The sequence below is a fragment of the Arsenicicoccus sp. oral taxon 190 genome, from assembly GCF_001189535.1.
Taxonomy (GTDB): domain Bacteria; phylum Actinomycetota; class Actinomycetes; order Actinomycetales; family Dermatophilaceae; genus Arsenicicoccus.
This window is the reverse complement of the sequence record NZ_CP012070.1, coordinates 1970049-1990078: the sequence shown is the minus strand read 5'-3', so window position 1 is coordinate 1990078 and position 20030 is coordinate 1970049. Positions and strand designations below refer to the sequence as shown.

The window sequence follows — 20030 nt, the reverse complement described above, 5'->3', positions numbered from 1 at the left end:
GTCGACCGGCGCTGCGGCTGAGGGTCAGCCGTCGCGGCGGCGGCCGCCGCCGTAGGAACGCTCGCCGCGGTCGCCACGGGGGCTCCGGTCGCCACGGGGGCTCCGGTCGCCGCGGAAGCTGCGGTCCCCACGGTGGCCGTGCGGCTGGTGCCGCGGTCCGCCGCGCCGGAAGGTGCGGGCCGGGCGCGGCTCACCCTCGACGAGGCGGCGGTAGCGCCCCTCCTCGACGGGCTCGCCGGAGGGGGTCCGGGCGCCGACGCCGTCGTAGAGCACGGGGTCGCCGGGGGCCGTCCGGATCGGCTTGACGTCGACCCCGGCCTGCTCGACGAGTCGCTCCATCTGGCGGCGCTGGTGCGGCAGGGCGAGGGTGACGACGGTGCCCCGCTCGCCGGCGCGGGCGGTGCGGCCCGACCGGTGCAGGTAGTCCTTGTGGTCGGCCGGCGGGTCGACCTGCAGGACCACGGAGACGTCGTCGACGTGGATGCCGCGGGCGGCGACGTCGGTGGCGACCAGGACGGGCAGGGTGCCCTCCTTGAAGCCGGTGAGGACGCGGTTGCGCTGGACCTGGGACAGGCCGCCGTGCAGCGCCGCGGCGAAGACGCCCTGCTCGCGCAGCTGCAGCGCCACGCGGTCGGCGCCCAGCTTGGTGCGGACGAAGACCACGGTGCGGCCGCTGCGGTTGGCGACCTCGGCGGTGATGACCTTCTTGTGCATCGGCTCGACGAGGAGCACGTGGTGGTCCATCGTGTCGACGCTGGCGGTGCCCGGGTCGGTCTCGTGCGTGACGGGGTCGACGAGGTATCGCTCGACCACCGTGTCGATCCCGCGGTCCAGCGTCGCGGAGAAGAGCAGCCGCTGGCCGCCGGCCGGGATCAGGTCGAGGATCTCGGTGATGGCCTCGAGGAAGCCCATCTCGGCCATGTGGTCGGCCTCGTCCAGCACGGCCACCTCGACCTGGGACAGGTCGGCGGCACCGCGATCGATCAGGTCCTTGAGGCGCCCGGGGGTCGCGACGAGGACGTCCAGGCCCTTCTCCAGCGCCATGATCTGCGGCGGGTAGGGCATGCCGCCTGCGACCAGCTTGTGGCGCAGCCCCATCACGTGGACCAGGGGCTGCAGCGCGTCGCTGACCTGCTGCGCCAGCTCACGGGTGGGCACCAGGATGATCGAGCGCACCACGCCGGCCTCGGCCTTGCCGCCGTCCGCGAGGCGGGCGATCAGCGGCAGCCCGAAGCTCAGGGTCTTGCCCGAGCCGGTCTGGCCTCGGCCGAGCACGTCCCGCCCGGCCAGGGCGTCGGGGATGGTCGCCGCCTGGATCGGGAAGGGGTCGGTGATGCCGTCGCGAGCGAGCCGCTCCACGACGGGGGCCGGCAGGCCCAGCGCGGCGAAGCCGTTGTCCGCGGCCACCTCGACCGGCGCGTGCTCGGGGGCGCCTCCGGTCGACAGGCCCATAGCCTCGCGCTCGTCGCGGTCGGTCCAGGTGCGGCGACGGTCGTCGCGCTCGAAGCCGGTGCGGCCGTCGCGGTAGCCACCTCGACGGTCGTCCCGACGGAACTCACCGCGCGGGCGGTCGAAGTCGCGACGCGGACGGTCGCTGCGGTCGAAGTCGCGACGCGGACGGTCGCTGCGGTCGAAGTCCCGACGCGGGCGGTCGTCGCGCTCGAAACGCGGACGCTCGTCACGACGGAACTCCCCACGCGGACGGTCGCTGCGGTCGAAGTCCCGACGCGGGCGGTCGTCGCGCTCGAAACGCGGACGCTCGTCACGACGGAACTCCCCGCGCGGACGGTCGCTGCGGTCGAAGTCCCGACGCGGGCGGTCGTCGCGCTCGAAACGCGGACGCTCGTCACGACGGAACTCCCCACGCGGACGGTCGCTGCGGTCGAAGTCCCGACGCGGGCGGTCGTCGCGCTCGAAACGCGGACGCTCGTCACGACGGAACTCCCCACGCGGACGGTCGAACTCACGACGCGGGCGATCGTCCCGCTCGAAACGCAGCCGGTCGTAGCCGCCGCGGTTGTCCTCGCGACGGGGGCCGCGGGGCGCGTCATACGCACGCTCGTCGCGACGCGGGCGGGAGGGGCCGTCGGAGCCGCGGACCGACTGGCCGCGGTGGGGCTTGGTCGGGCCGCGACGGGCCTCGACCTTCTTGGCGGTGCTCCAGCGGGCCTTCTTGGGCGCGCCGGAGGAGGAGGTGTTCTTCATGTTTAGATGTCCCTGCTGGTGGTAGGCACGCTTCGAGCCACCTGGCGAGGGCAACGGAGAAGGCGAGCCTCAGGCTCGCACGTGGAGCCCGGTCGGGCCGGTCGACGGTTTGCCGCCGGCGTCGTCTCGCCTCTCGTGGGCCGCTCCTGCTGAGCGGCCGGGAAAAACTCTCGGGGACCTTCATGCCCCTGCGGCTCCTCCGGACCTTGCCGGGACCGCGCGCCGCAGCACCGGCGACGCGGGCTGCTCATGGCGAGACTGTGCGACCAGTCTACCAGGCGTCCGGACCCCCTCGGTCCCCCTCGCGCCGCTCGGGAATCCTCGTCCGGCCCGCCTCGTTGCACGAGTCATGACCACTCGTCAGATCACGGAAGCGACCTTCGAGTCGACCATCCAGGACAACGACATCGTCCTCTACGACTTCTGGGCCGACTGGTGCGGCCCGTGCAAGCAGTTCGCGCCGGTCTTCGAGGCCGCGTCCGAGAAGCACCCCGACGTGGTCTTCGGCAAGATCGACACCGAGGCCGAGCAGCAGCTCGCCGGGATGCTGCAGATCACCTCGATCCCCACCGTCATGGCCTTCCGCGAGGGCATCCCGCTGCTCATGCAGCCGGGCGCGCTCCCGGCCAACGCGCTGGAGGACCTGATCACCCAGATCAAGGGCTTGGACATGGAGCAGGTCAAGGTGGAGTACGCCCAGCAGCTCGCCGCGGCCGAGGCCCAGGCCCAGCAGCCGCAGCAAGGCCAGACCGGCACCGGGCCGGCGGACATCCCCTCGGTCTGACCGCAGGGCCCGTCGGCATACGAGCCCGTATGACGCCCGCGACCCCCGCCTCGACGCACGAGGCGGGGGTCGCGGACCGTTGACGGGCCACAGCGTGACGTGCTGCTGATCTGGTGGAGGTGGCGGGAATCGAACCCGCGTCCGCTGACGACGCACCAGGGCTTCTCCGGGCGCAGTGCGCAAAGGATTTTCTCGGCCCCAGAGCTCGCGCGCACACGTCCCCTGACAGGCCCAGTCGAGAAGGAGTCCCACGCGCCGTCCCGACACCGGCGCGCAGCCAGATCTCTAGCTGATGCCGAGCACTAGGACGAGATCAGGCCTAGGTCGACAGACTTCGAGCTCGCTCAGGCGGCGAGGGCGAAGTCGGTGCGCTTGGAATTGGCACCTATTGGCTTGCTGAGGGCGTTAACGAGACAACTCAGCATCCTCGGCCCGCTTCCCCTGGTAGATCGACCAACGTCGAAACCGATCACCCCCATGGAGCGAGCACGTCACGCTGTGGACTTGTCAAAGGACGACCTGCGCCGGGGCCCAGGTCAGACTCGGGAGTCTACCTGGCTCAACGCGGCGGGCTCCACCGGGATTCCCGGCGTCAGCCGGCCCGCAGGTAGGCGGCGAGGCCGGGCAGGTCGTCGCTGTTGAGCCAGCGGACGCCGGCGGCGAGCTCGGCGTCCCAGACCCGGCGCCGCTTGGCGAGGGTCACGGGGTCGGTCAGGTCCGGCGTGCCGTAGAACCGCAGCGTGTGGCCCCCGGCGCGCGCCTGGTCGGCGTAGCCCTGCAGCTTGGCGCGCTGGTCGGCAGGGATCGGGTAGCCGCCGCGCCAGTAGAACGTGGCCCACCAGTCGCCGCTGACCATGGGCATCAGCTCGGGCGAGAGGCCCTTGCCGAGGTCGGTGAGGTCCCCGTCGTAGGCCGACCAGCGCGTCGGCGCCGCGGCGATCTGGGTGAGGCTGCGCTTGCCGGAGATGACCGCCATCACGGCGCCCGGCGTGCGGGTGCCGCCGCTCCAGTGCGTCATGAGCCGGGGGTGCGCGGCGAGGGCCTGCTCGATGACGGGCCAGGTGGTCGGGCCGTCCGACTTCACGTCGATCAGCAGCTGGAAGGGGCCGCGCCACCCGCGGTAGACCGACCCGCCGCGCGCGGCCACCCGCTGCTCCAGCGGCGCGAGGTAGGCGCTCTCCAGGGTGCGCCGGCAGTCCGGGTAGTCGTGGCCGAGGCACAGCCGGCCATCGACGAGCCACACGTCCGCCTCGACGCTGGTGAAGCCCTGGTCGAGTGCGTCCAGCAGCGGGCGTTGGTGGAGGTAGTCGTTGTGGGCGTGGGCGTTGTCGAGCGGCGTCGCGTCCGTGCTGGTCGGGCGGGCGACGGCAGCGCTGGCGGCGGGGGCCAGGACCGCGACACCCGTCAGGAGGGCGGTGACCAGGGCGAGGGTGGCGGCGGACAGCCGGGTGCGGTGGCGCATGACCGCGGACGCTAGCCGCCTCGCGTGAACGCTGCGTGGCCAGGCGGTGGCAAGTTCTTGCGGTGGCGAGACCTCGTGGGGGCGGCGGTGTCGTCATACGACAATGGCCGTATGACGCCGCAGCCTCCTGTCCAGCTCACCCACCTGCCGGCCGGCGACGGACCGGCCATCGCGATCCACGGGGGCGCCGGCGTCGACCCCGCGTCCCTGTCCCCCGAGCAGGCGGCGGCCGCCACCGCCGCGCTCGAGGAGGCGGTCCGAGCCGGACGGCGCGTGCTCGACGCGGGGGGCGCGGCCCTCGACGCAGTGTGCGCGAGCGTGCGGGTGCTGGAGGACAGCGAGTGCTTCAACGCGGGGCGGGGCGCAGCACTGACGGTGGAGGGGACGGCCGAGCTGGACGCCTGCGTGATGACGGGCGACTCCCGCGCCGGAGCGGTGACCTGCGCCAACGGTCCGCGCAACCCCGTCATGGCGGCGCGCGCGGTCATGGAGCAGACCGACCACGTGCTGATGGCGGCGCCCTCGCGCTCGCTGCTGGAGCGGTGGGGGCTGGACGTGGTCGACACCGACTACTACGTCACCGAGGCGCGGCTGCGGATGCTGCGCGAGACCGACTCGTTCCTGGAGTACAAGCACGGCACGGTCGGGGCGGTCGCCCGCGATGCGACCGGTCGGGTCGCCGCCGCGACGTCGACCGGCGGGATCACCGCGCAGCTGCCGGGACGGGTCGGGGACACGCCGCTGGTGGGCTGCGGGACGTGGGCCGACGACACGACGGTGGCGGTGTCGTGCACGGGGCAGGGCGAGCTCTTCGTGCGGGGGGCCGTCGCCCACGAGATCCACAGCCGGATCCGTTGGGGCGCAAAGGATCTCGCGACGTCGGTGCGCGAGACCATCGATGAGCTCGTGGGGGCGCGCGGCGCTGACGGTGGGCTGATCGCCGTGACGCCGGCGGGCGAGGTGGTCCTCGCCTTCAACTCGCCGGGGATGTACCGCGGCCACGACGTCGGCGCGGGCGCGGTCACCGCGATCGGCTGAGGCGGGCGGCCCTCGGCGGTCGAGAGGCGCTCACCCGCCGCTGGATCCGCCGCCGACCAATCCGTGCCCCCGCCGGGCAAGGCCGAAGAGGACGGCGACGGCGATCCAGGCCGCCGGCGAGACCGCCCCGGCCGTCGCTGCGACGCCGACGGCCGATGCCAGCATGATGACGAATCCTGCTGCGACCCACGAGAGCACGACGCGTTGACCGTGGCGGTCGGCGAGGCGCGCCTGCAGCGGCATGACCATCGTGGTCGAGCCGAAGACCGCCATCGCGGTGGCCGCCGCCGCGAAGCTGCCGGTGGACTGGCGGACGGTGAAGAGGAAGGTGAGCGGGAGCACGGCATACCCCAGTCGCCCGACCAGGGCGAGCGCGAAGGTGCGGGCGACGACCGGGTCGGCGAGGAGGGTGCGGTAGCTCCCGGCACGGGTGGTGCCGGACATGAGGTGACTCCGATGGGGCGGGCCGCGCAGCGGCCGAGGGCAGTGGGCGCGACGGGCCGCCCACCCCGGGGGGCGGGTGGCGCTGGGGCCTCTATGCCGGTCGGATCACGCCGTCAACCTAGCAGGGTCATCGCACGAACATGCTCTGCACGACGTCGTGGGGGACGTCCTCGACGTGATCCCAGAGCCACTGCGGCGGCGCGCCCTTGCCCTTGTCGACGAGGACGACCCGCACGCCCTCGGGCATGTCGGAACGCTCCCAGAAGTGACGCCCCAGCACGCGGTCCTGCTGCAGCACCTCCCGGACGCTGCGCATCCGGGAGGCCCGGCGCACCGCCTCCAGCGCGACGGCGACGGACAGCGGGGACTTCGTGCGTATGACGGCCGCGCACTCGCGGGCCTCGTCACCGTCGTGCCGCTCGAGCCGCGCGAGGATGATGGCGGCGTCGTCCCCGGCGAAGCACGGGTCGATCCAGTCTCGTTGCGCCATCAGCGGACTCGCGGGAGCCGTGTCGCCGACCGTGGGGTCGAGCCGCTCCCCCGCCGCGAGCCGGTCCAGGAGCGAGGGGATCTCGTCGGAGGAGATCAGGGCGTCGGCGAATCCCGTTGCCACGGCGTCCGCCCCGGTGATGGACGTCCCGCTCATGGCCAGGTAGGGGCCGATCTCGCCCGGCGCCTTGGCCAGCCACCAGCACCCCGCCACGTCGGGGAAGAACCCGATCGCGGTCTCCGGCATGGCGAGCCGCGTCCGCTCGGTGGCCAGCCGCAGCGACCCGTGCGCCGACACCCCGACTCCCCCGCCCATGACGATGCCGTCCATGAACGCGACGTAGGGCTTGGGGTAGGCCGCGATCGCGGCGTCGAGGCGGTACTCGTGATCCCAGAAGACGATCGCGTCGTCGCGGCCCTGCAGCGTGGCCTCGCGCGCCGCCCGCATGTCGCCGCCGGCGCACAGCCCCTTGGGGCCGACCCCCTCGATGCTGACGCTGACGACCTCGTCGTCCTCGGCCCAGTCCTGCAGCTGCTCCAGCGCGGAGTCGACCATCGGGGTGGTGAGCGAGTTGATCGCCCTGGGGCGGTTGAGCAGGATCCGGCCGAGGGTGCCGCGGCGCTCGTAGAGCACCTCGTCGGTGTGACCGGGGCGCGGCAGGGCGGTGGTGGGGGCTTCCAGCGGCATACGAACCCTCCTGCGCAGGGGTGGTGATCGACGGTGAGTCCTCCCCGAACCTATCGCGCCTCCGCTAGCGTCGGGAGGGAGGCCACCGCATCGGTGCGGGGACCCGGCGAGAGGACCCGGCGAGGGGACTCACGAGAGGACCGGACCATCACATGAGCGACCAACCGGCAGCCGACCCACGGGCCGAGGACACCATCGTCGACCTGCTCGTCGTCGGGTCCGGGACGGGGATGGCGGCAGCCCTGGCCGCGGCCGAGCGGGGCCTGGACGTGCTCGTCGTGGAGAAGACGGCGTACGTCGGCGGCTCCACGGCCCGGTCCGGCGGCGCGTTCTGGGTGCCGGACAACCCGGTGCTCGAGCGCGAGGGCGCCCAGCGGGACCCGCAGGGCGCGGCGACCTACCTGGACGCGCTGGTGGGCGACGACGCCGCGCCCGAGCGGCGTCGGACCTACCTGCAGGAGGGGCCGTCCGCCGTCGCGATGCTCGAGCGGACCACCCCGCTGCGGTTCTTCTGGGCCAAGGGTTACGCCGACTACCACCCGGAGGAGCCGGGGGGCTCGGCGGTCGGGCGCACCTGCGAGGCACGGCCGTTCGACCTGCGCAGCCTCGGCGAGGACCGCTCCCGGTTCCGTCCCGCGCCGCTGGAGGCGCCCATCCCCATGCCGGTGACGGGTGCGGACTACAAGTGGTTCAACCTCATGACGCGGGTACCCACCAAGGCCGCGCCGCGGATCGCGCGTCGCCTGGTCGAGGGCCTCGGCGGCCTCGCCGTGGGTCGTGAGTATGCCGCCGGCGGCCAGGCCCTCGCGGCCGGCATGCTTGCGGGGCTGCGGAGGGCCGGTGTGCCGGTGTGGACGCGCACCGAGGTGGTCGAGCTGCTGGCCGGGCCGGAGGCCGACGGCTCGGCGGACGGCGCGGCGGGCGCCGATGGCGGGAGCGCCAGCCGGGTCACCGGCGCGCTGGTCGAGCAGGACGGCCGACAGGTGCGGGTCACCGCGCGCGCCGGCGTGGTGCTCGCGACCGGCGGCTTCGACCACGCGGTGGCGTGGCGCCGGGAGCACATCTCCGAGACGCTCACCGACGACCACTCGCTCGGCAGCGAGGGCAACCTCGGCGACGGCATCGAGCTCGGCCGCGCCCTGGGCGCGGACACGGCGCTCATGGACCAGGCCTGGTGGTTCCCCGCCGGGGCGCCGCTGCCCGGCGGCGAGCCGCAGATCCTGCTCGCCGAGCGCTCCCTGCCCGGCTCCCTGATCGTGGACCAGACCGGCGACCGGTTCATCGACGAGGCGACGGACTACATGACCTTCGGCCAGCGCGTCCTCGAGCTGCGGGCCTCGCACGGCCGCGCCCAGGAGATGTGGCTGGTCATGGACCAGACCTACCGCAACAGCTATGTCCTCGCGGGCGTGGCCTTCCCCCGGATACCCCTGCCTGCCGCGTGGCTGGACGCGGGCATCGCCGTGCAGGCCGACGACCCGCGCGGCCTGGCCCGCGCCATGGGCGTGCCGGAGGACGGGTTCGAGCAGGCGCTGTCCCGCTTCAACCAGCAGGCCGGCCTCGGGGTCGACAGCGACTTCGGCCGGGGCAACAGCGCCTACGACCGCTACTACGGCGACCCGACGGTCACCCCCAACCCCTGCCTGCGGCCCCTCGCCGGGCGGCTCTACGCCCTGCGGATGGTGCTGTCCGACCTCGGCACCTGCGGCGGACTGGTCGCCGACGGCCAGGGGCGGGTGCTGCGCGCGGACGGCTCGGTGGTCGCCGGGCTCTACGCCATCGGCAACACGGCGGCCAACGTCTTCGGGCGCTGCTACCCCGGGGCCGGCGCGACCATCGGGCAGGGCCTCGTCTACGGCTACGTGATCGGCAGCCGCGTGGCGCGTCGCACCAGCAGCGCGCACACCCCCACGACCGCGGCGGCCGGCAGGCAGGACAGCGCCAGCGCCGGGTAGCCGTGCCACCCCACGATCAGCCCGGCCAGGCCGCCGCCAGCCGCTGCGGTGAAGCCCATCACGAGGTCCGACAGGCCCTGCACGGGGGCCCGGGCGGGCAGCGGGGTCGCGCCGACCAGCGCCGAGGACGCCCCGATCAGGGCGAAGGACCACCCCAGCCCGAGGCCGAAGAGGGCCGCGCCGAGCAGCCACGACGCCCCGGCGTGGGAGGTCGCCGCCACCACGATCGAGGCCGCCTCGACGGCCGCGCCCAGCAGCATGACCGCCCAGGCCCCCAGCCGGTCGGCGAGCCGGCCGACCAGCGGGGAGAAGGCGTACATGCCGAGGATGTGGCCGCTGATCGTGAGGCCGATGAGGCGCACGCTGGCGTCGCCGTGCCGCATGTGGATGGGCGTCATGATCATCACCGACACCATGACCGTGTGCGCGAGCGCGATGGCGACCACGCACGCGGCGACGGTGGGGTGCGTGCGCAGCACCTGCCACGCGCTGACGTCGTCGTGCCGGGTGCCCCCGGGCGGGGCGGTCCGGCGCTGGTGCTCGGCAGCGGCGCGGGCGACGAGCAGCGGGTCGGGGCGCAGCAGCAGCTGGACGAGGGCGATGGTGACGGCGAGCGCCAGCGCCGTGATGAGGAAGGCGCCGGTGAGCGCCGGCAGCCCCAGCGCCGTCGCCAGGGTCCCGCCCACGTCGGCGAGGTTGGGGCCGAGCACCGCGCCGATGGTCGTGGCCCACACGACCATCGACAGGTCCCGACCCCGGTGCTCGTCCAGCGCGAGATCGGTTGCTGCAAAACGGGACTGGGAGTTGGACGCGCTGCCCGAGCCGAAGAGCGCGGCGGCCACCAGCAGCAGCGGGAAGCTGCGCAGGACACCGGCCAGCACGCACAGCAGCGCGCCCACACCCCCGACCAGGTAGCCGATCGCGAGGCCCACGCGCCGGCCGCGCGCGCCCATGATCCGCGACAGCACGTATGCCGCCACCGCCGTCCCCGCGACCTGGGCGGTCTGGCTCAGCCCGGCCAGGGACTCCCGGCCCGAGACGTCGGCGGCCAGCAGCGTGGCCACCGTGATGCCCGTCGTCACGCCGACGCCGCCGACGGCGTTGGTCACGGCGAGGGTCCGGACGGTGCGGCGCTGCAGGTCGCTGCGCTCACCCTGCCCCGGCTGGTAGCGCTCGGCGTCGATCGTCACCCCCCGAACCTACCCGGCTACCGGCATACGGACTCAGCGCGCGAACCGGCCGGGGGCTCCCTAGCCTGGGATCCCTCGAGCCTGCCGCCCGATCGGAGTCCCTCATGTTCCGCAAGGTCCTCGTCGCCAACCGTGGAGAGATCGCCGTTCGCGCGTTCCGCGCCGCCACGGAGCTCGGCATCACGACCGTCGCCGTGTTCCCCTACGAGGACCGCAAGGCGGAGTACCGCCTCAAGGCCGACGAGTCCTACCAGATCGGCGAGGAGGGGCACCCGGTGCGGGCCTACCTCGACGTGGAGGGCATCATCACCGCCGCCAGGGAGGCGGGGGCCGACGCGATCTACCCGGGCTACGGCTTCCTGTCGGAGAACCCCGACCTCGCCCAGCGCTGCGAGGAGGAGGGCATCACCTTCGTCGGCCCGGCGCACACCGTGCTGGAGCTGACGGGCAACAAGGCGCGCGCCATCCACGCGGCGCAGGACGCCGGGCTGCCCACGCTGCGGGACTCCGAGCCCAGCAACGACGTGGACACCCTGGTCGCGGCGTCGGAGGAGATCGGGTTCCCGCTCTTCGTCAAGGCGGTGAGCGGCGGCGGTGGCCGCGGGATGCGGCGCGTGGCCTCGGCCGACCGGTTGCGGGCCGCGATCGAGGAGGCGCAGCGGGAGGCGGCGAGCGCCTTCGGCGACGACCGGATGTACCTCGAGGAGGCCGTGGTCGACCCGCGGCACATCGAGGTCCAGATCCTCGCCGACAAGACCGGGGAGGTCATGCACCTCTTCGAGCGGGACTGCTCGGTGCAGCGCCGTCACCAGAAGGTCGTCGAGGTCGCCCCCGCCCCCAACCTCGACCCCGAGCTGCGCGACCGGATGTGCGCGGACGCGGTGCGGTTCGCGCGGCAGATCGGCTACGTCAACGCCGGGACGGTGGAGTTCCTGCTCGGGCCGGACGGGCGCTACGTCTTCATCGAGATGAACCCCCGCATCCAGGTCGAGCACACCGTCACCGAGGAGGTCACCGACGTCGACCTCGTCTCCAGCCAGCTGCGGATCGCGGCCGGGGAGACCCTGGCCGAGCTGGGGCTGTCGCAGGACACCGTCCGGCTGCGCGGGGCGGCGCTGCAGTGCCGCATCACCACGGAGGACCCCGCCAACGGCTTCCGGCCCGACACCGGGCGGATCATGGTCTACCGCTCCCCCGGCGGTGCGGGCGTGCGCCTCGACGGCGGCACGGTCTTCGACGGCGCCGAGGTCGGCGCCCACTTCGACTCGATGCTGGTCAAGCTGACCTGCCGCGGCCGGGACTTCCGCACCGCGGTGCAGCGGGCGCAGCGGGCGCTGCAGGAGTTCCGGATCCGCGGGATCTCCACCAACATCACCTTCCTCGAGTCGCTGATCAGCGACCCCGACTTCATCGCGGGGCGGATCACGACGAGCTTCATCGACGAGCGGCCCTCGCTCTTCGACAACCGGATGCCCGCCGACCGCGGCACCAAGCTGCTCACCTACCTGGCCGGCATCACCGTCAACCAGCCCCACGGACCGCAGCGCACCGAGCGCTCGGCCCGCGAGAAGCTCCCGCACCTCTCCGAGGACGTATGGCGCGCCGACCCGCCCGCCGGGTCCCGGCAGCGCCTCCTGGACCTGGGCCCCGAGGGCTGGGCCCGGGCGTTGCGCGACCAGGAGCCGGTGGCCGTGACGGACACGACCTTCCGGGACGCCCACCAGTCGCTGCTCGCCACGCGGGTGCGGACGCGAGACATGCTGCACGTGGCGCCATACGTGGCCCGCATGCTGCCCCAGCTGATCTCGGTCGAGGCGTGGGGCGGCGCGACCTACGACGTGGCGCTGCGCTTCCTGCACGAGGACCCGTGGGAGCGGCTCGGGCAGCTGCACGAGGCGATGCCCAACCTGCCGATCCAGATGCTGCTGCGCGGCCGCAACACGGTGGGGTACACGCCCTACCCGCTGTCGGTGACCAACGCCTTCGTCGCCGAGGCGGCGCGCACCGGCGTGGACGTCTTCCGGATCTTCGACGCGCTCAACAACGTGGACCAGATGCGTCCCGCCATCGAGGCGGTCCGCGGGACCGACCACGCCGTCGCCGAGGCCGCGCTCTGCTACACCGGCAACATGCTCGACCCGCGCGAGGAGCTCTACACCCTCGACTACTACCTGCGGCTCGCCGAGCAGCTGGTAGACGCCGGGGCGCACGTGCTCGGCATCAAGGACATGGCGGGCCTCCTGCGGGCCCCGGCCGCCGCCCGGCTGGTGCAGGCGCTGCGGGAGCGATTCGACCTGCCGGTGCACCTGCACACCCACGACACCGCGGGCGGCCAGCTCGCGACGCTGCTCGCGGCCATCTCCGCCGGGGTCGACGCGGTCGACGTCGCGGCCGCCTCGATGGCGGGCACCACCTCCCAGGTGTCGATGTCCGCGCTGGTCGCGGCCACCGACGGCACCGACCGCGCGACGGGCCTCGACCTGGACGCCGTCATGGACCTCGAGCCCTACTGGGAGGCCATCCGGCGGCTCTACGGCCCCTTCGAGTCCGGGCTCGCCGGCCCGACCGGTCGCGTCTACACCCACGAGATCCCCGGCGGGCAGCTGTCCAACCTGCGCCAGCAGGCCATCGCGCTCGGCCTCGGCGACCGGTTCGAGGCCATCGAGGACATGTATGCCGCCGCCAACGACATCCTCGGCAACATCGTCAAGGTGACGCCGTCGTCCAAGGTGGTCGGGGACCTGGCGCTGGCGCTGGTGGGAGCCGGGGCCGACCCGGCGGCGTTCGAGGCCGACCCGCAGCGGTTCGACATCCCCGACTCGGTGATCGGCTTCCTCAACGGCGACCTCGGCACCCCGCCCGGCGGCTGGCCGGAGCCGTTCCGGACCAAGGCGCTGGAAGGCCGGCGCACCCGGCCCGTGGAGACCGAGCTGTCGGCCGACGACGAGCAGGCCCTGGCGGACGAGCCGCGGATGACGCTCAACCGGCTGCTCTTCCCCGGCCCGACCAAGGAGTTCCTCGCCGCGCGGGACGCCTTCAGCGACCTGTCCGTGCTCAACACCCGGGAGTTCCTGCACGGCCTCGCGGTCGGCGAGGAGCACGAGGTGCAGATGGAGCGCGGCAAGACGCTGCTGCTCGGGCTCACCGCCATCGGCGACGCCGACGCCCGCGGGATGCGCAACGTCATGTGCACCATCAACGGCCAGATGCGCACCATCGAGGTCCGGGACGAGTCGGTGAGGTCCAACGTCGCCCAGGCGGAGCGGGCCGACACCTCGGTGCCCGGGCAGGTCCCCGCGCCCTTCGCCGGGGTGGTGACGCTGGCGGTCGCCGAGGGCGACGAGGTGGCCGCCGGGGACCAGGTCGCCACGATCGAGGCCATGAAGATGGAGGCCGCCATCACGACCCCCGTCGGCGGCCGCGTCGCGCGCCTGGCGATCGGCGCGACCCAGGCGGTGGAGGGCGGCGACCTCCTCCTCGTCGTCGAGTGACCTACCCGAGGTAGGTCACCAGGTCACCAGGAGCCGCCGCCGCCGTCCCCGACCCCGCCGCCGGAGAAGCCGCCCCCGCCCCCGAAGCCGCCCCCGCCGAAGCCGCTGCCTCCCGAGGATCCCGGCGTCGAGGTGAAGGTCCCCGCCGCCGAGGACGAGAACGAGTCCACGGCGTGGCCGAAGTCCCCGAACCCACCGAAGCCGCCGCCGTACCAGACGTAGAAGGTCGGGACGCCCACGTCGTAGCCGTCCGCCCGCGCCATCTCGGCGACCCGGGCGAAGATCCTGGCCCACCGGTCGGCGACGCCGAAGACCACGGCGTAGGGCAGGTAGCGGCTGAAGATGTCCAGGGCCTCGTCGTACTTGATCTGCTCGGCCTCGGCCGTGAGGAGGTACTCCCGGAAGCCCTTCGTCTGCTCGAGCACGGCCGACCCGTCGGCGGTGCGCGCGGGGAGCTTCTTGACGAGCCAGCGCATGATGAACGGCACCGACAGCAGACCCGCGGCGGCCACCATGAGCGACGGCACCGGCAGGTCGAACCCGGCGACGCCGTCGCTGGCCAGCGCCCCGGCGAAGGACCCGGCGCCGAAGAACATCCACGCGAAGATCAGCGCGAAGGGCAGCCAGGTCAGGCAGCCGAAGCCCTGCCGGACGCGCTCCGGCGACTGGCGGAACCACCCGCGCCGCACGGTCTCGGCATACATCTCCTGCTTGGCAATGGCCAGCGTGCCGGCGAAGTGGTTCTTGAGCTCGGACATCATCACGGGGGTGCCGAGGCTGAAGATGCCGTCGAGCACGGTCCGCTCGTAGGTGAGGAGCCCGCGGTCGCCCGGCTTGGGGGTGCCGAGGTACTCCAGCTTCCAGTCGGAGGTCTGGAAGACCCCTGCATCCTGGGTCTGCTCGATCCGCAGGTAGCCGCGCACGGCCAGGTCGATCACGGTCGCCGACACGTCGATGGTGTCGGCGCTCTCGTCGTAGATCGTGCCGATCAGACCCGGCGTCGCGTCGTCCGGCGGGTTGAAGCGGACCGCGGTCACCGGCGCCTTGCCGCCCCGGCGCGTGGCCACCTGCTGGCCGGGGGCGGGCAGGGTGTCGGGGGCCAGCCCGACATACCGCTCGTCGCGGCCGCGGCGCCAGACCAGGGCGCCCATGCCGGCGAGCGCGAGCAGCGGCGCGCCGACCCCGATCCCCAGCTGGCTGAGGGTGCGCACGCGAGCGGACTCCGGCGAGATGTAGGGCCCGCCCGACCCGGCGGACCCGGCGTCGCGGACGTCCTTGCTGACGTCCGTGAACGCGCTGCGGGGCAGCGCCGCCACCACCGACATGTTCTGCATGACCGCCAGGTCGCGGGCGCTGAACCGCGCGGGGTTTCCCGGCGTGGCCTCGCACTTCTCGCTGCTCTTGAAGGCGCCGTAGTAGCAGGCGGCCTTGGTGACGGCGGCCGATCCCGGCCCGCGGACCGTCACCTCGACGGCGTCGAAGGGCACCCGCCAGGAGTTGCCGAGCACGTTGTAGTAGAACTCCACGTCGCTCGGCTGCTCGTTGACGACGTGGGCGAGGTGGTACTTCAGGACGTACTGCTGGTCGCCCTGGACGGTGCGGCTCGGCGAGCCGACGCGCAGCACGGTCGCGTCGCCCTGGTCCCGGACGCTGAGCTGGGCGGGGGCGCCGCTGGGGCTGCTGGCCGAGATGTCGCTGATCTCGTAGTGGCGCTCCTGCGAGGTGGCGCCGCTGGAGCCGTCGGACCCGGCGGGGTTGTCCTCGGTGGGGGTGTAGCCCTGGGCGGTCGCGATGGTCCGCTCCATGCCGTGCCGGCCGCTGGTGGTGAACCGGTAGTCGTAGGTCTCCGTCACCGAGACCCCGCCCTGGGCGTCGAGGACGTAGTCGACGACGAGCCGCGTGACCCGGTCACCGCCCGACGCGGCCCCCGCGGGCGCCAGCCCGAGCAGCATCAGCCACAGCGTGACGGCCAGCACGGCCAGCGCTCGTGCGGTCCGCAGGTGCGGGCGTGGATCGGTGGTCACGGGCTACCCCCTGGTCGTCGGTGCGCCACTCTGACGGCGAATCTATCCGACCCGCTCCCCCTGGACCGACCTCGGCGCACACCTCCGCCCCTGCCTGGGCCCCATGCCTCGGCCTCCCACCTCGGCCGTGGGTCAGCTGCGACCTCGCTTGAAGGCGTTGGACATCGCCCGCTGCGCCTCCCGGGTGTCCTGCCGCTCGCGCAGGGTCTGCCGCTTGTCGTAGAGCTTCTTGCCCTTGGCGAGCGCGATCTCGACCTTGGCCTTGCCGTCCTTGAAGTAGAGCTCGAGCGGGACGATGGTGTGCCCGCTCTCCTGCGACTCGGCGAAGATCTTGCGCAGCTCGTCGCGGTGCAGCAGCAGCTTGCGGCGGCGGCGGGCGGCGTGGTTGGTCCAGGTGCCCTGGGAGTACTCCGGGATGTGGACGCCCTCGAGGTAGAGCTCGCCGCGGTACTCCTGCGCGAACCCGTCGACGAGGCTGGCCCGGCCCTGGCGCAGCGACTTGACCTCGGTGCCGGACAGGACGATGCCTGCCTCCCACGTGTCGAGGATGTGGTAGTCGTGGCGCGCCTTCTTGTTGCGCGCGATCACCTTCGTGCCCTGCTCCCTGGCCATAGCTGTCCAGTCTACCTGCGGGTCACCTGGGTGGTCGTGCCGGTTTCAGGCCCGGGCCGTATGCCGTGCCCCCGCCGTCACAGCCACCGCATCGGGTCCTGGAACCGCCCGTCCACCAGCGTCTCGAAGTGCAGGTGGCAGCCGGTGGAGAAGCCGGTGGTCCCGGAGTAGCCGAGGAGCTGGCCGCGGCTGACGTGGCCGCCGTAGACCGAGATCGACGTGAGGTGGTTGTAGGTGGTGGCGAGGTCGGCGCCGTCGACGGTGCCGTGGTCGATGACCACGCGGTTGCCGTAGGCGACGTTGAACCCGGCGGAGATGATCGACCCGTCGGCGGCGGCGTAGACGGGGGTGCCGCACGGGATGCCGAAGTCGGTGCCGGTGTGCAGCTTGGTGTAGTGCAGCACGGGGTGGAAGCGCATCCCGTAGGGGGAGGTGATGGGCCCGACGGCCGGCCGGGAAAGGCGGCCCCCGCCGAGGTCGGGTGCGGGCGCGGGGGGTGCCGGGTCCGGTGCGGGCGCGGCCGGGGCAGGGGCGGGGGCCTGCGGGGCGGGTGCCTGCCCCCGCTGGGTCCGCTGCGCGTCGGCGGCAGCCTTGCGGCGGGCGGCCTCCCGGGCCTCCTGGGCCTCCTGGGCCTGCTGGGCGGCGCGCGCCTGACGGGCCCGCTCGGCGGCGGCCGCCGCCTCGGCGGCCTTGCGGCGGCGCTCCCGGTCGGCGAGCTCGGCGGACAGGGCGGAGGCCTCGGCGTCCAGCTGGGTGAGGCGCTGCTGCTCGGCGGCCTTGCGGGACTCGACGGCGGCCTTGGCCTGGGCGCTCTGGGCGACGAGCTGCTCCACCTGAGCCCGGGCGGCCTGGGCCTGGGCCTGGGCCTCGGAGCGGGCGGTGACGTTGGCGGCGGACTCGGCCTTGAGCCGCGCGACCTCGTCGCGGACGGCCTGCAGCCGGGCCTCCTTGGCGGTGGCGTCGGCGCGGACGGTGGCGAGGTCGCGGGCGTCGCGTGCCTGCAGCGACCCCACGGTCTCCAGCAGCGAGTAGCGCGAGTAGAGCTCGTCGGGGGTCTTGGCGTCGACCAGCATGCCGATCTGGTCGAGCTGGCCGCCGGTGGGGTCCTGCATCTCGGCGGCGACCTGACCCATGCGCCCGGACGCCTTGGCCAGCGACTCCTGGCTGCGCTCGAGGGCGGCTGCGGCGTCGGTCTCGTCGGCGGTGGCCTGACGCAGCCGGCCGGCGAGCTCGGTGTCCCTGCGCTGCGCCTCGGCGAGCGCGGCGACGGCGGTGGCCTCGCGGGAGCGGGCTCCCGGCAGCTGGGCCTGGGCCTGCGTGAGGGCGGTGTAGGCCTGGGCGAGGTCGGCGGAGGTGATCGTCAGCTGGCCGCGCAGCGACGCGAGGTCGTCCTGCACCTGGGCCTGGCGGTCACGCAGGGTGTCGTCGTCGCCGCGGAGCTGGAAGGCTGAGGCGGTGGTGGGTGCGGCGAGGGTCAGGGCGCAGGCGAGGGCGAGCGATCCACGCAGCGCGCGGGCTCGAAGGCGATGGCTCATGACGGACGTCCTGGAGGTTCAAGGCCGGCGGTGCCGGGCGGACGCCGAGCGACTCCGCCGAGACAAGTTGGTACCACCCGCACCAGTAGTCCCACCACCCCCAGAGGCAACATCGCACCCTTCCGAGCACGCTTGTTCACCCGTCTGCGACCTTCGCATCCCCTGAACGGGCTAAGGCGTGACAGCGGAGCGTCATACGCGCAAGTGGCGCCGCAGGGACACCCACGAGGTCACGAGGGCGATGAGGACGGCCACCCCCACGAGCCACGGGACCACCCGCCACAGGTCGCTCGGCCCGACGACGGAGACCCCGCCGAAGATCACGAGCTGGCCGGCCTGCTGCCGGGCCAGCCAACCGAGCAGCCCCCACAGCAGGGCGGTCGCGAGGGCGGCCCCGAGGAGCGAGGCGACTACCGTCTCGATGACGAAGGGTGCCCGGATCGTGGCCGAGCTCGCGCCGACGAGCCGCATGATCCCGGTCTCGCGCCGTCGCGTGTAGGCCGACTGACGGATGGTCGTGGCGACGAGGAGCACGGCGCACACGAGCATCACCGCGGCGAGCGCGACGGTGGCGAGGGTCAGTGTGGAGAGCAGGTCGATGAGCGGCTCGACGACCTTGCGCTGGTCCTCGACCTTCTCCACGCCCGGGGAGCCCTGGAAGGTGCTGGTGATCTGGGAGTACTGCTGGGGGTCGCGCAGCTTGAGCCGGTAGGACGCCTTGAGCTGCTCGGGCTTGGTCCCAGCGACGATCGGGTTGTCGCGGAACTCCTGCCGGAACCTCTCGTAGGCCTCCTGCTGGCTCTCGAAGTAGCGCTGCTCCACGATCGGCATGGCGTCGAGCTGCTTCTCGATGGCCTTGCGGTCGGCGTCGGTCGCCGCCCCCTTGGCGCACGCCGCCTGCCCGCTCGTGGCGTTGCAGAGCACGATCGAGACCTGGATCTTGTCGTACCAGTAGCCCTTCATCGTCTGGACCTGCTGATAGCTCAGCAGCCCGACGCCGAGGAAGAGCAGGCTGACCATGGTCACCAGGGCGACCGACACGGTCATGGACAGGTTGCGGCGCAGGTTGGTCCCGGCCTCGGCGAGCACGAAGCCCAGTCTCATCGGGCCTGCTCCTCTCGCGTGGCGCCCCGGGGCGTGCGCCCCTCGGCCGTATGCCGCCCGCCCCGCCCCCCCGGGTCGCCGTCACCCGGCCGGCCCTGGTCGTCCCGGACGCCGGCGCGGCCCGCGCCCAGCGTCTCGTCGGGGGCCTCGCCCCGCGCCTCGCCGCGCGCCTCGCTGCGGGCGCCGCGCAGGCCGACCGGGCGGGTCAGGCTGTAGCTCCCCGAGGCGTCGTCACGGACCAGCCGGCCCTCGTCGAGCTCGATGACGCGCTTGCGCATCGCGTCGACGATCTCGTCGTCGTGGGTGGCCATGAGCACCGTCGTGCCGCGCTGGTTGATCTGGTGGAGCAGGTCCACGATGTCCAGGCTGGTCGCGGGGTCGAGGTTGCCGGTGGGCTCGTCGGCCAGCAGGATCTTGGGGCGGTTGACGAGGGCTCGCGCGATGGCGACCCGCTGCTGCTCGCCGCCGGAGAGCTGGTGCGGGAAGCGACGGCCGAGTCCCTCGAGCCCGACCAGCTCCAGCGACTCGTCCACGGCCCGGCGCACCTCGCGGCCCCGCGCGCCGAGGACCTGCAGGGCGAAGGCGATGTTGGCGGCCACGGTCTTGCCAGGCAGCAGCCGGAAGTCCTGGAAGACGCACCCGATCTCGCGGCGCAGCGCCGGCACCTCCCGCCGGGAGATGCGGTCCAGCTCGCGGCCGGCCACCTGGACCCGCCCGCTGGTGGCCGCCTCCTCCTTGAGGATCAGCCGCAGCATGGTCGACTTGCCCGACCCGGAGGACCCGACGACGAACGTGAACTGGCCTCGCTCGATGCTCGCGCTGACGTCGTCCAGCGCGGGACGCGTCGAGCGCGGGTAGACCATGGAGACGTGGTCGAACCTGATCATCGGGGGGTGTGCCTCATCCTCGTGCCGGAGCGGCCGGGGCTGGTCGGTGCCACCGGCAGCACGAGCCTAGGGGGCGAGGCTGACAGACCCGGGGATTGCGGGAGCGCGTCGGCGTTGCGCAT

The 20030-nt window shown here is 73.3% G+C and carries 15 protein-coding genes and 1 other RNA gene; 5 read left to right on the top strand and 11 right to left on the bottom strand.

Annotated elements, in window-relative coordinates; all coding sequences use genetic code 11:
• Nucleotides 1-24: 24 nt before the first annotated feature.
• Nucleotides 25-1452: a DEAD/DEAH box helicase gene (locus tag ADJ73_RS09285; protein WP_367379581.1), complete on the bottom strand. Its 1428-nt coding sequence runs from the start codon at nt 1450-1452 to the stop codon at nt 25-27.
• Here ADJ73_RS09285 and ADJ73_RS17830 point away from each other — a divergent pair.
• Entirely contained in the window at nt 1420-2211 is a 792-nt protein-coding gene (locus tag ADJ73_RS17830) for a hypothetical protein (RefSeq protein ID WP_367379580.1), read from the top strand. The genes ADJ73_RS09285 and ADJ73_RS17830 overlap by 33 nt on opposite strands.
• A gap of 343 nt (nt 2212-2554) precedes the next feature.
• Nucleotides 2555-2989, top strand: a complete 435-nt coding sequence (gene trxA / locus ADJ73_RS09280; protein ID WP_050348042.1) for a thioredoxin — start codon at nt 2555-2557, stop codon at nt 2987-2989.
• Between the two features lie 111 nt (nt 2990-3100).
• Here trxA and ssrA read toward each other — a convergent pair.
• Both ssrA and ADJ73_RS09275 read right to left on the bottom strand, forming a co-directional pair.
• Nucleotides 3101-3466, bottom strand: a transfer-messenger RNA (tmRNA) gene (gene ssrA, locus ADJ73_RS16655).
• 115 nt (nt 3467-3581) lie between these two features.
• On the bottom strand, nt 3582-4451 hold the full coding sequence (locus ADJ73_RS09275; RefSeq protein ID WP_050348041.1) for a hypothetical protein: 870 nt from the start codon (nt 4449-4451) through the stop codon (nt 3582-3584).
• Nucleotides 4452-4562: 111 nt separating this feature from the next.
• On the opposite strand from ADJ73_RS09275, the gene ADJ73_RS09270 reads away from it, so the two are divergent.
• Nucleotides 4563-5489, top strand: coding sequence for an isoaspartyl peptidase/L-asparaginase family protein (locus tag ADJ73_RS09270; RefSeq protein ID WP_050348040.1), 927 nt, complete (start codon nt 4563-4565; stop codon nt 5487-5489).
• A gap of 30 nt (nt 5490-5519) precedes the next feature.
• Here the strand turns inward: ADJ73_RS09270 and ADJ73_RS09265 are convergent, their stop codons facing one another.
• Together ADJ73_RS09265 and ADJ73_RS09260 are read right to left on the bottom strand one after the other, a co-directional pair.
• The gene (locus tag ADJ73_RS09265) at nt 5520-5933 is read right to left on the bottom strand and encodes a hypothetical protein (RefSeq protein ID WP_050348039.1); all 414 of its coding nucleotides are present in this window, start codon (nt 5931-5933) and stop codon (nt 5520-5522) included.
• A 127-nt stretch (nt 5934-6060) separates the two neighbouring features.
• Entirely contained in the window at nt 6061-7110 is a 1050-nt protein-coding gene (locus ADJ73_RS09260; protein WP_050348038.1) for a 3-hydroxyisobutyryl-CoA hydrolase, read from the bottom strand.
• A gap of 152 nt (nt 7111-7262) precedes the next feature.
• Between ADJ73_RS09260 and ADJ73_RS09255 the strand changes: the two genes are divergently transcribed.
• A complete protein-coding gene (locus ADJ73_RS09255) occupies nt 7263-9065 on the top strand; it encodes a 3-ketosteroid-delta-1-dehydrogenase (protein ID WP_082176873.1) in 1803 nt (600 codons plus the stop codon).
• Here the strand turns inward: ADJ73_RS09255 and ADJ73_RS09250 are convergent.
• Nucleotides 8969-10255: an MFS transporter gene (locus ADJ73_RS09250; RefSeq protein WP_050348037.1), complete on the bottom strand. Its 1287-nt coding sequence runs from the start codon at nt 10253-10255 to the stop codon at nt 8969-8971. The genes ADJ73_RS09255 and ADJ73_RS09250 overlap by 97 nt on opposite strands.
• A 104-nt stretch (nt 10256-10359) precedes the next feature.
• Between ADJ73_RS09250 and ADJ73_RS09245 the strand changes: the two genes are divergently transcribed.
• Nucleotides 10360-13746, top strand: a complete 3387-nt coding sequence (locus tag ADJ73_RS09245; RefSeq protein ID WP_050348036.1) for a pyruvate carboxylase — start codon at nt 10360-10362, stop codon at nt 13744-13746.
• A gap of 23 nt (nt 13747-13769) precedes the next feature.
• On the opposite strand, the gene ADJ73_RS09240 is transcribed toward ADJ73_RS09245, so the two are convergent.
• The 5 genes from ADJ73_RS09240 to ftsE form a co-directional block, all read right to left on the bottom strand.
• A complete protein-coding gene (locus tag ADJ73_RS09240) occupies nt 13770-15770 on the bottom strand; it encodes a DUF2207 domain-containing protein (protein ID WP_156188187.1) in 2001 nt (666 codons plus the stop codon).
• A 132-nt stretch (nt 15771-15902) separates the two neighbouring features.
• Complete coding sequence (gene smpB / locus ADJ73_RS09235; protein WP_050348034.1) at nt 15903-16382, bottom strand: SsrA-binding protein SmpB; 480 nt, start codon at nt 16380-16382, stop codon at nt 15903-15905.
• A 77-nt stretch (nt 16383-16459) separates the two neighbouring features.
• Nucleotides 16460-17917 carry a M23 family metallopeptidase gene (locus ADJ73_RS09230; RefSeq protein ID WP_050348033.1) on the bottom strand — a complete coding sequence of 486 codons (1458 nt, stop codon included), beginning with the start codon at nt 17915-17917 and terminating at the stop codon, nt 16460-16462.
• 192 nt (nt 17918-18109) lie between these two features.
• Entirely contained in the window at nt 18110-19021 is a 912-nt protein-coding gene (gene ftsX, locus ADJ73_RS09225) for a permease-like cell division protein FtsX (protein WP_050348032.1), read from the bottom strand.
• Nucleotides 19018-19908, bottom strand: coding sequence for a cell division ATP-binding protein FtsE (ftsE, locus tag ADJ73_RS09220; RefSeq protein WP_082176872.1), 891 nt, complete (start codon nt 19906-19908; stop codon nt 19018-19020). The genes ftsX and ftsE overlap by 4 nt, the downstream gene beginning before the upstream one ends.
• Nucleotides 19909-20030 lie beyond the last annotated feature (122 nt).

Excerpts from the sequence above, each read along its gene's own strand:
- ADJ73_RS09285 (WP_367379581.1), bottom strand. The coding sequence starts at position 1,452 with ATGGGCCTGTCGACCGGAGGCGCCCCCGAGCACGCGCCGGTCGAGGTG.
- trxA (WP_050348042.1), top strand. The coding sequence starts at position 2,555 with ATGACCACTCGTCAGATCACGGAAGCGACCTTCGAGTCGACCATCCAG.
- ADJ73_RS09275 (WP_050348041.1), bottom strand. The coding sequence starts at position 4,451 with ATGCGCCACCGCACCCGGCTGTCCGCCGCCACCCTCGCCCTGGTCACC.
- ADJ73_RS09270 (WP_050348040.1), top strand. The coding sequence starts at position 4,563 with ATGACGCCGCAGCCTCCTGTCCAGCTCACCCACCTGCCGGCCGGCGAC.
- ADJ73_RS09265 (WP_050348039.1), bottom strand. The coding sequence starts at position 5,933 with ATGTCCGGCACCACCCGTGCCGGGAGCTACCGCACCCTCCTCGCCGAC.
- ADJ73_RS09260 (WP_050348038.1), bottom strand. The coding sequence starts at position 7,110 with ATGCCGCTGGAAGCCCCCACCACCGCCCTGCCGCGCCCCGGTCACACC.
- ADJ73_RS09255 (WP_082176873.1), top strand. The coding sequence starts at position 7,263 with ATGAGCGACCAACCGGCAGCCGACCCACGGGCCGAGGACACCATCGTC.
- ADJ73_RS09245 (WP_050348036.1), top strand. The coding sequence starts at position 10,360 with ATGTTCCGCAAGGTCCTCGTCGCCAACCGTGGAGAGATCGCCGTTCGC.
- smpB (WP_050348034.1), bottom strand. The coding sequence starts at position 16,382 with ATGGCCAGGGAGCAGGGCACGAAGGTGATCGCGCGCAACAAGAAGGCG.
- ADJ73_RS09230 (WP_050348033.1), bottom strand. The coding sequence starts at position 17,917 with ATGAGCCATCGCCTTCGAGCCCGCGCGCTGCGTGGATCGCTCGCCCTC.
- ftsX (WP_050348032.1), bottom strand. The coding sequence starts at position 19,021 with ATGAGACTGGGCTTCGTGCTCGCCGAGGCCGGGACCAACCTGCGCCGC.
- ftsE (WP_082176872.1), bottom strand. The coding sequence starts at position 19,908 with ATGATCAGGTTCGACCACGTCTCCATGGTCTACCCGCGCTCGACGCGT.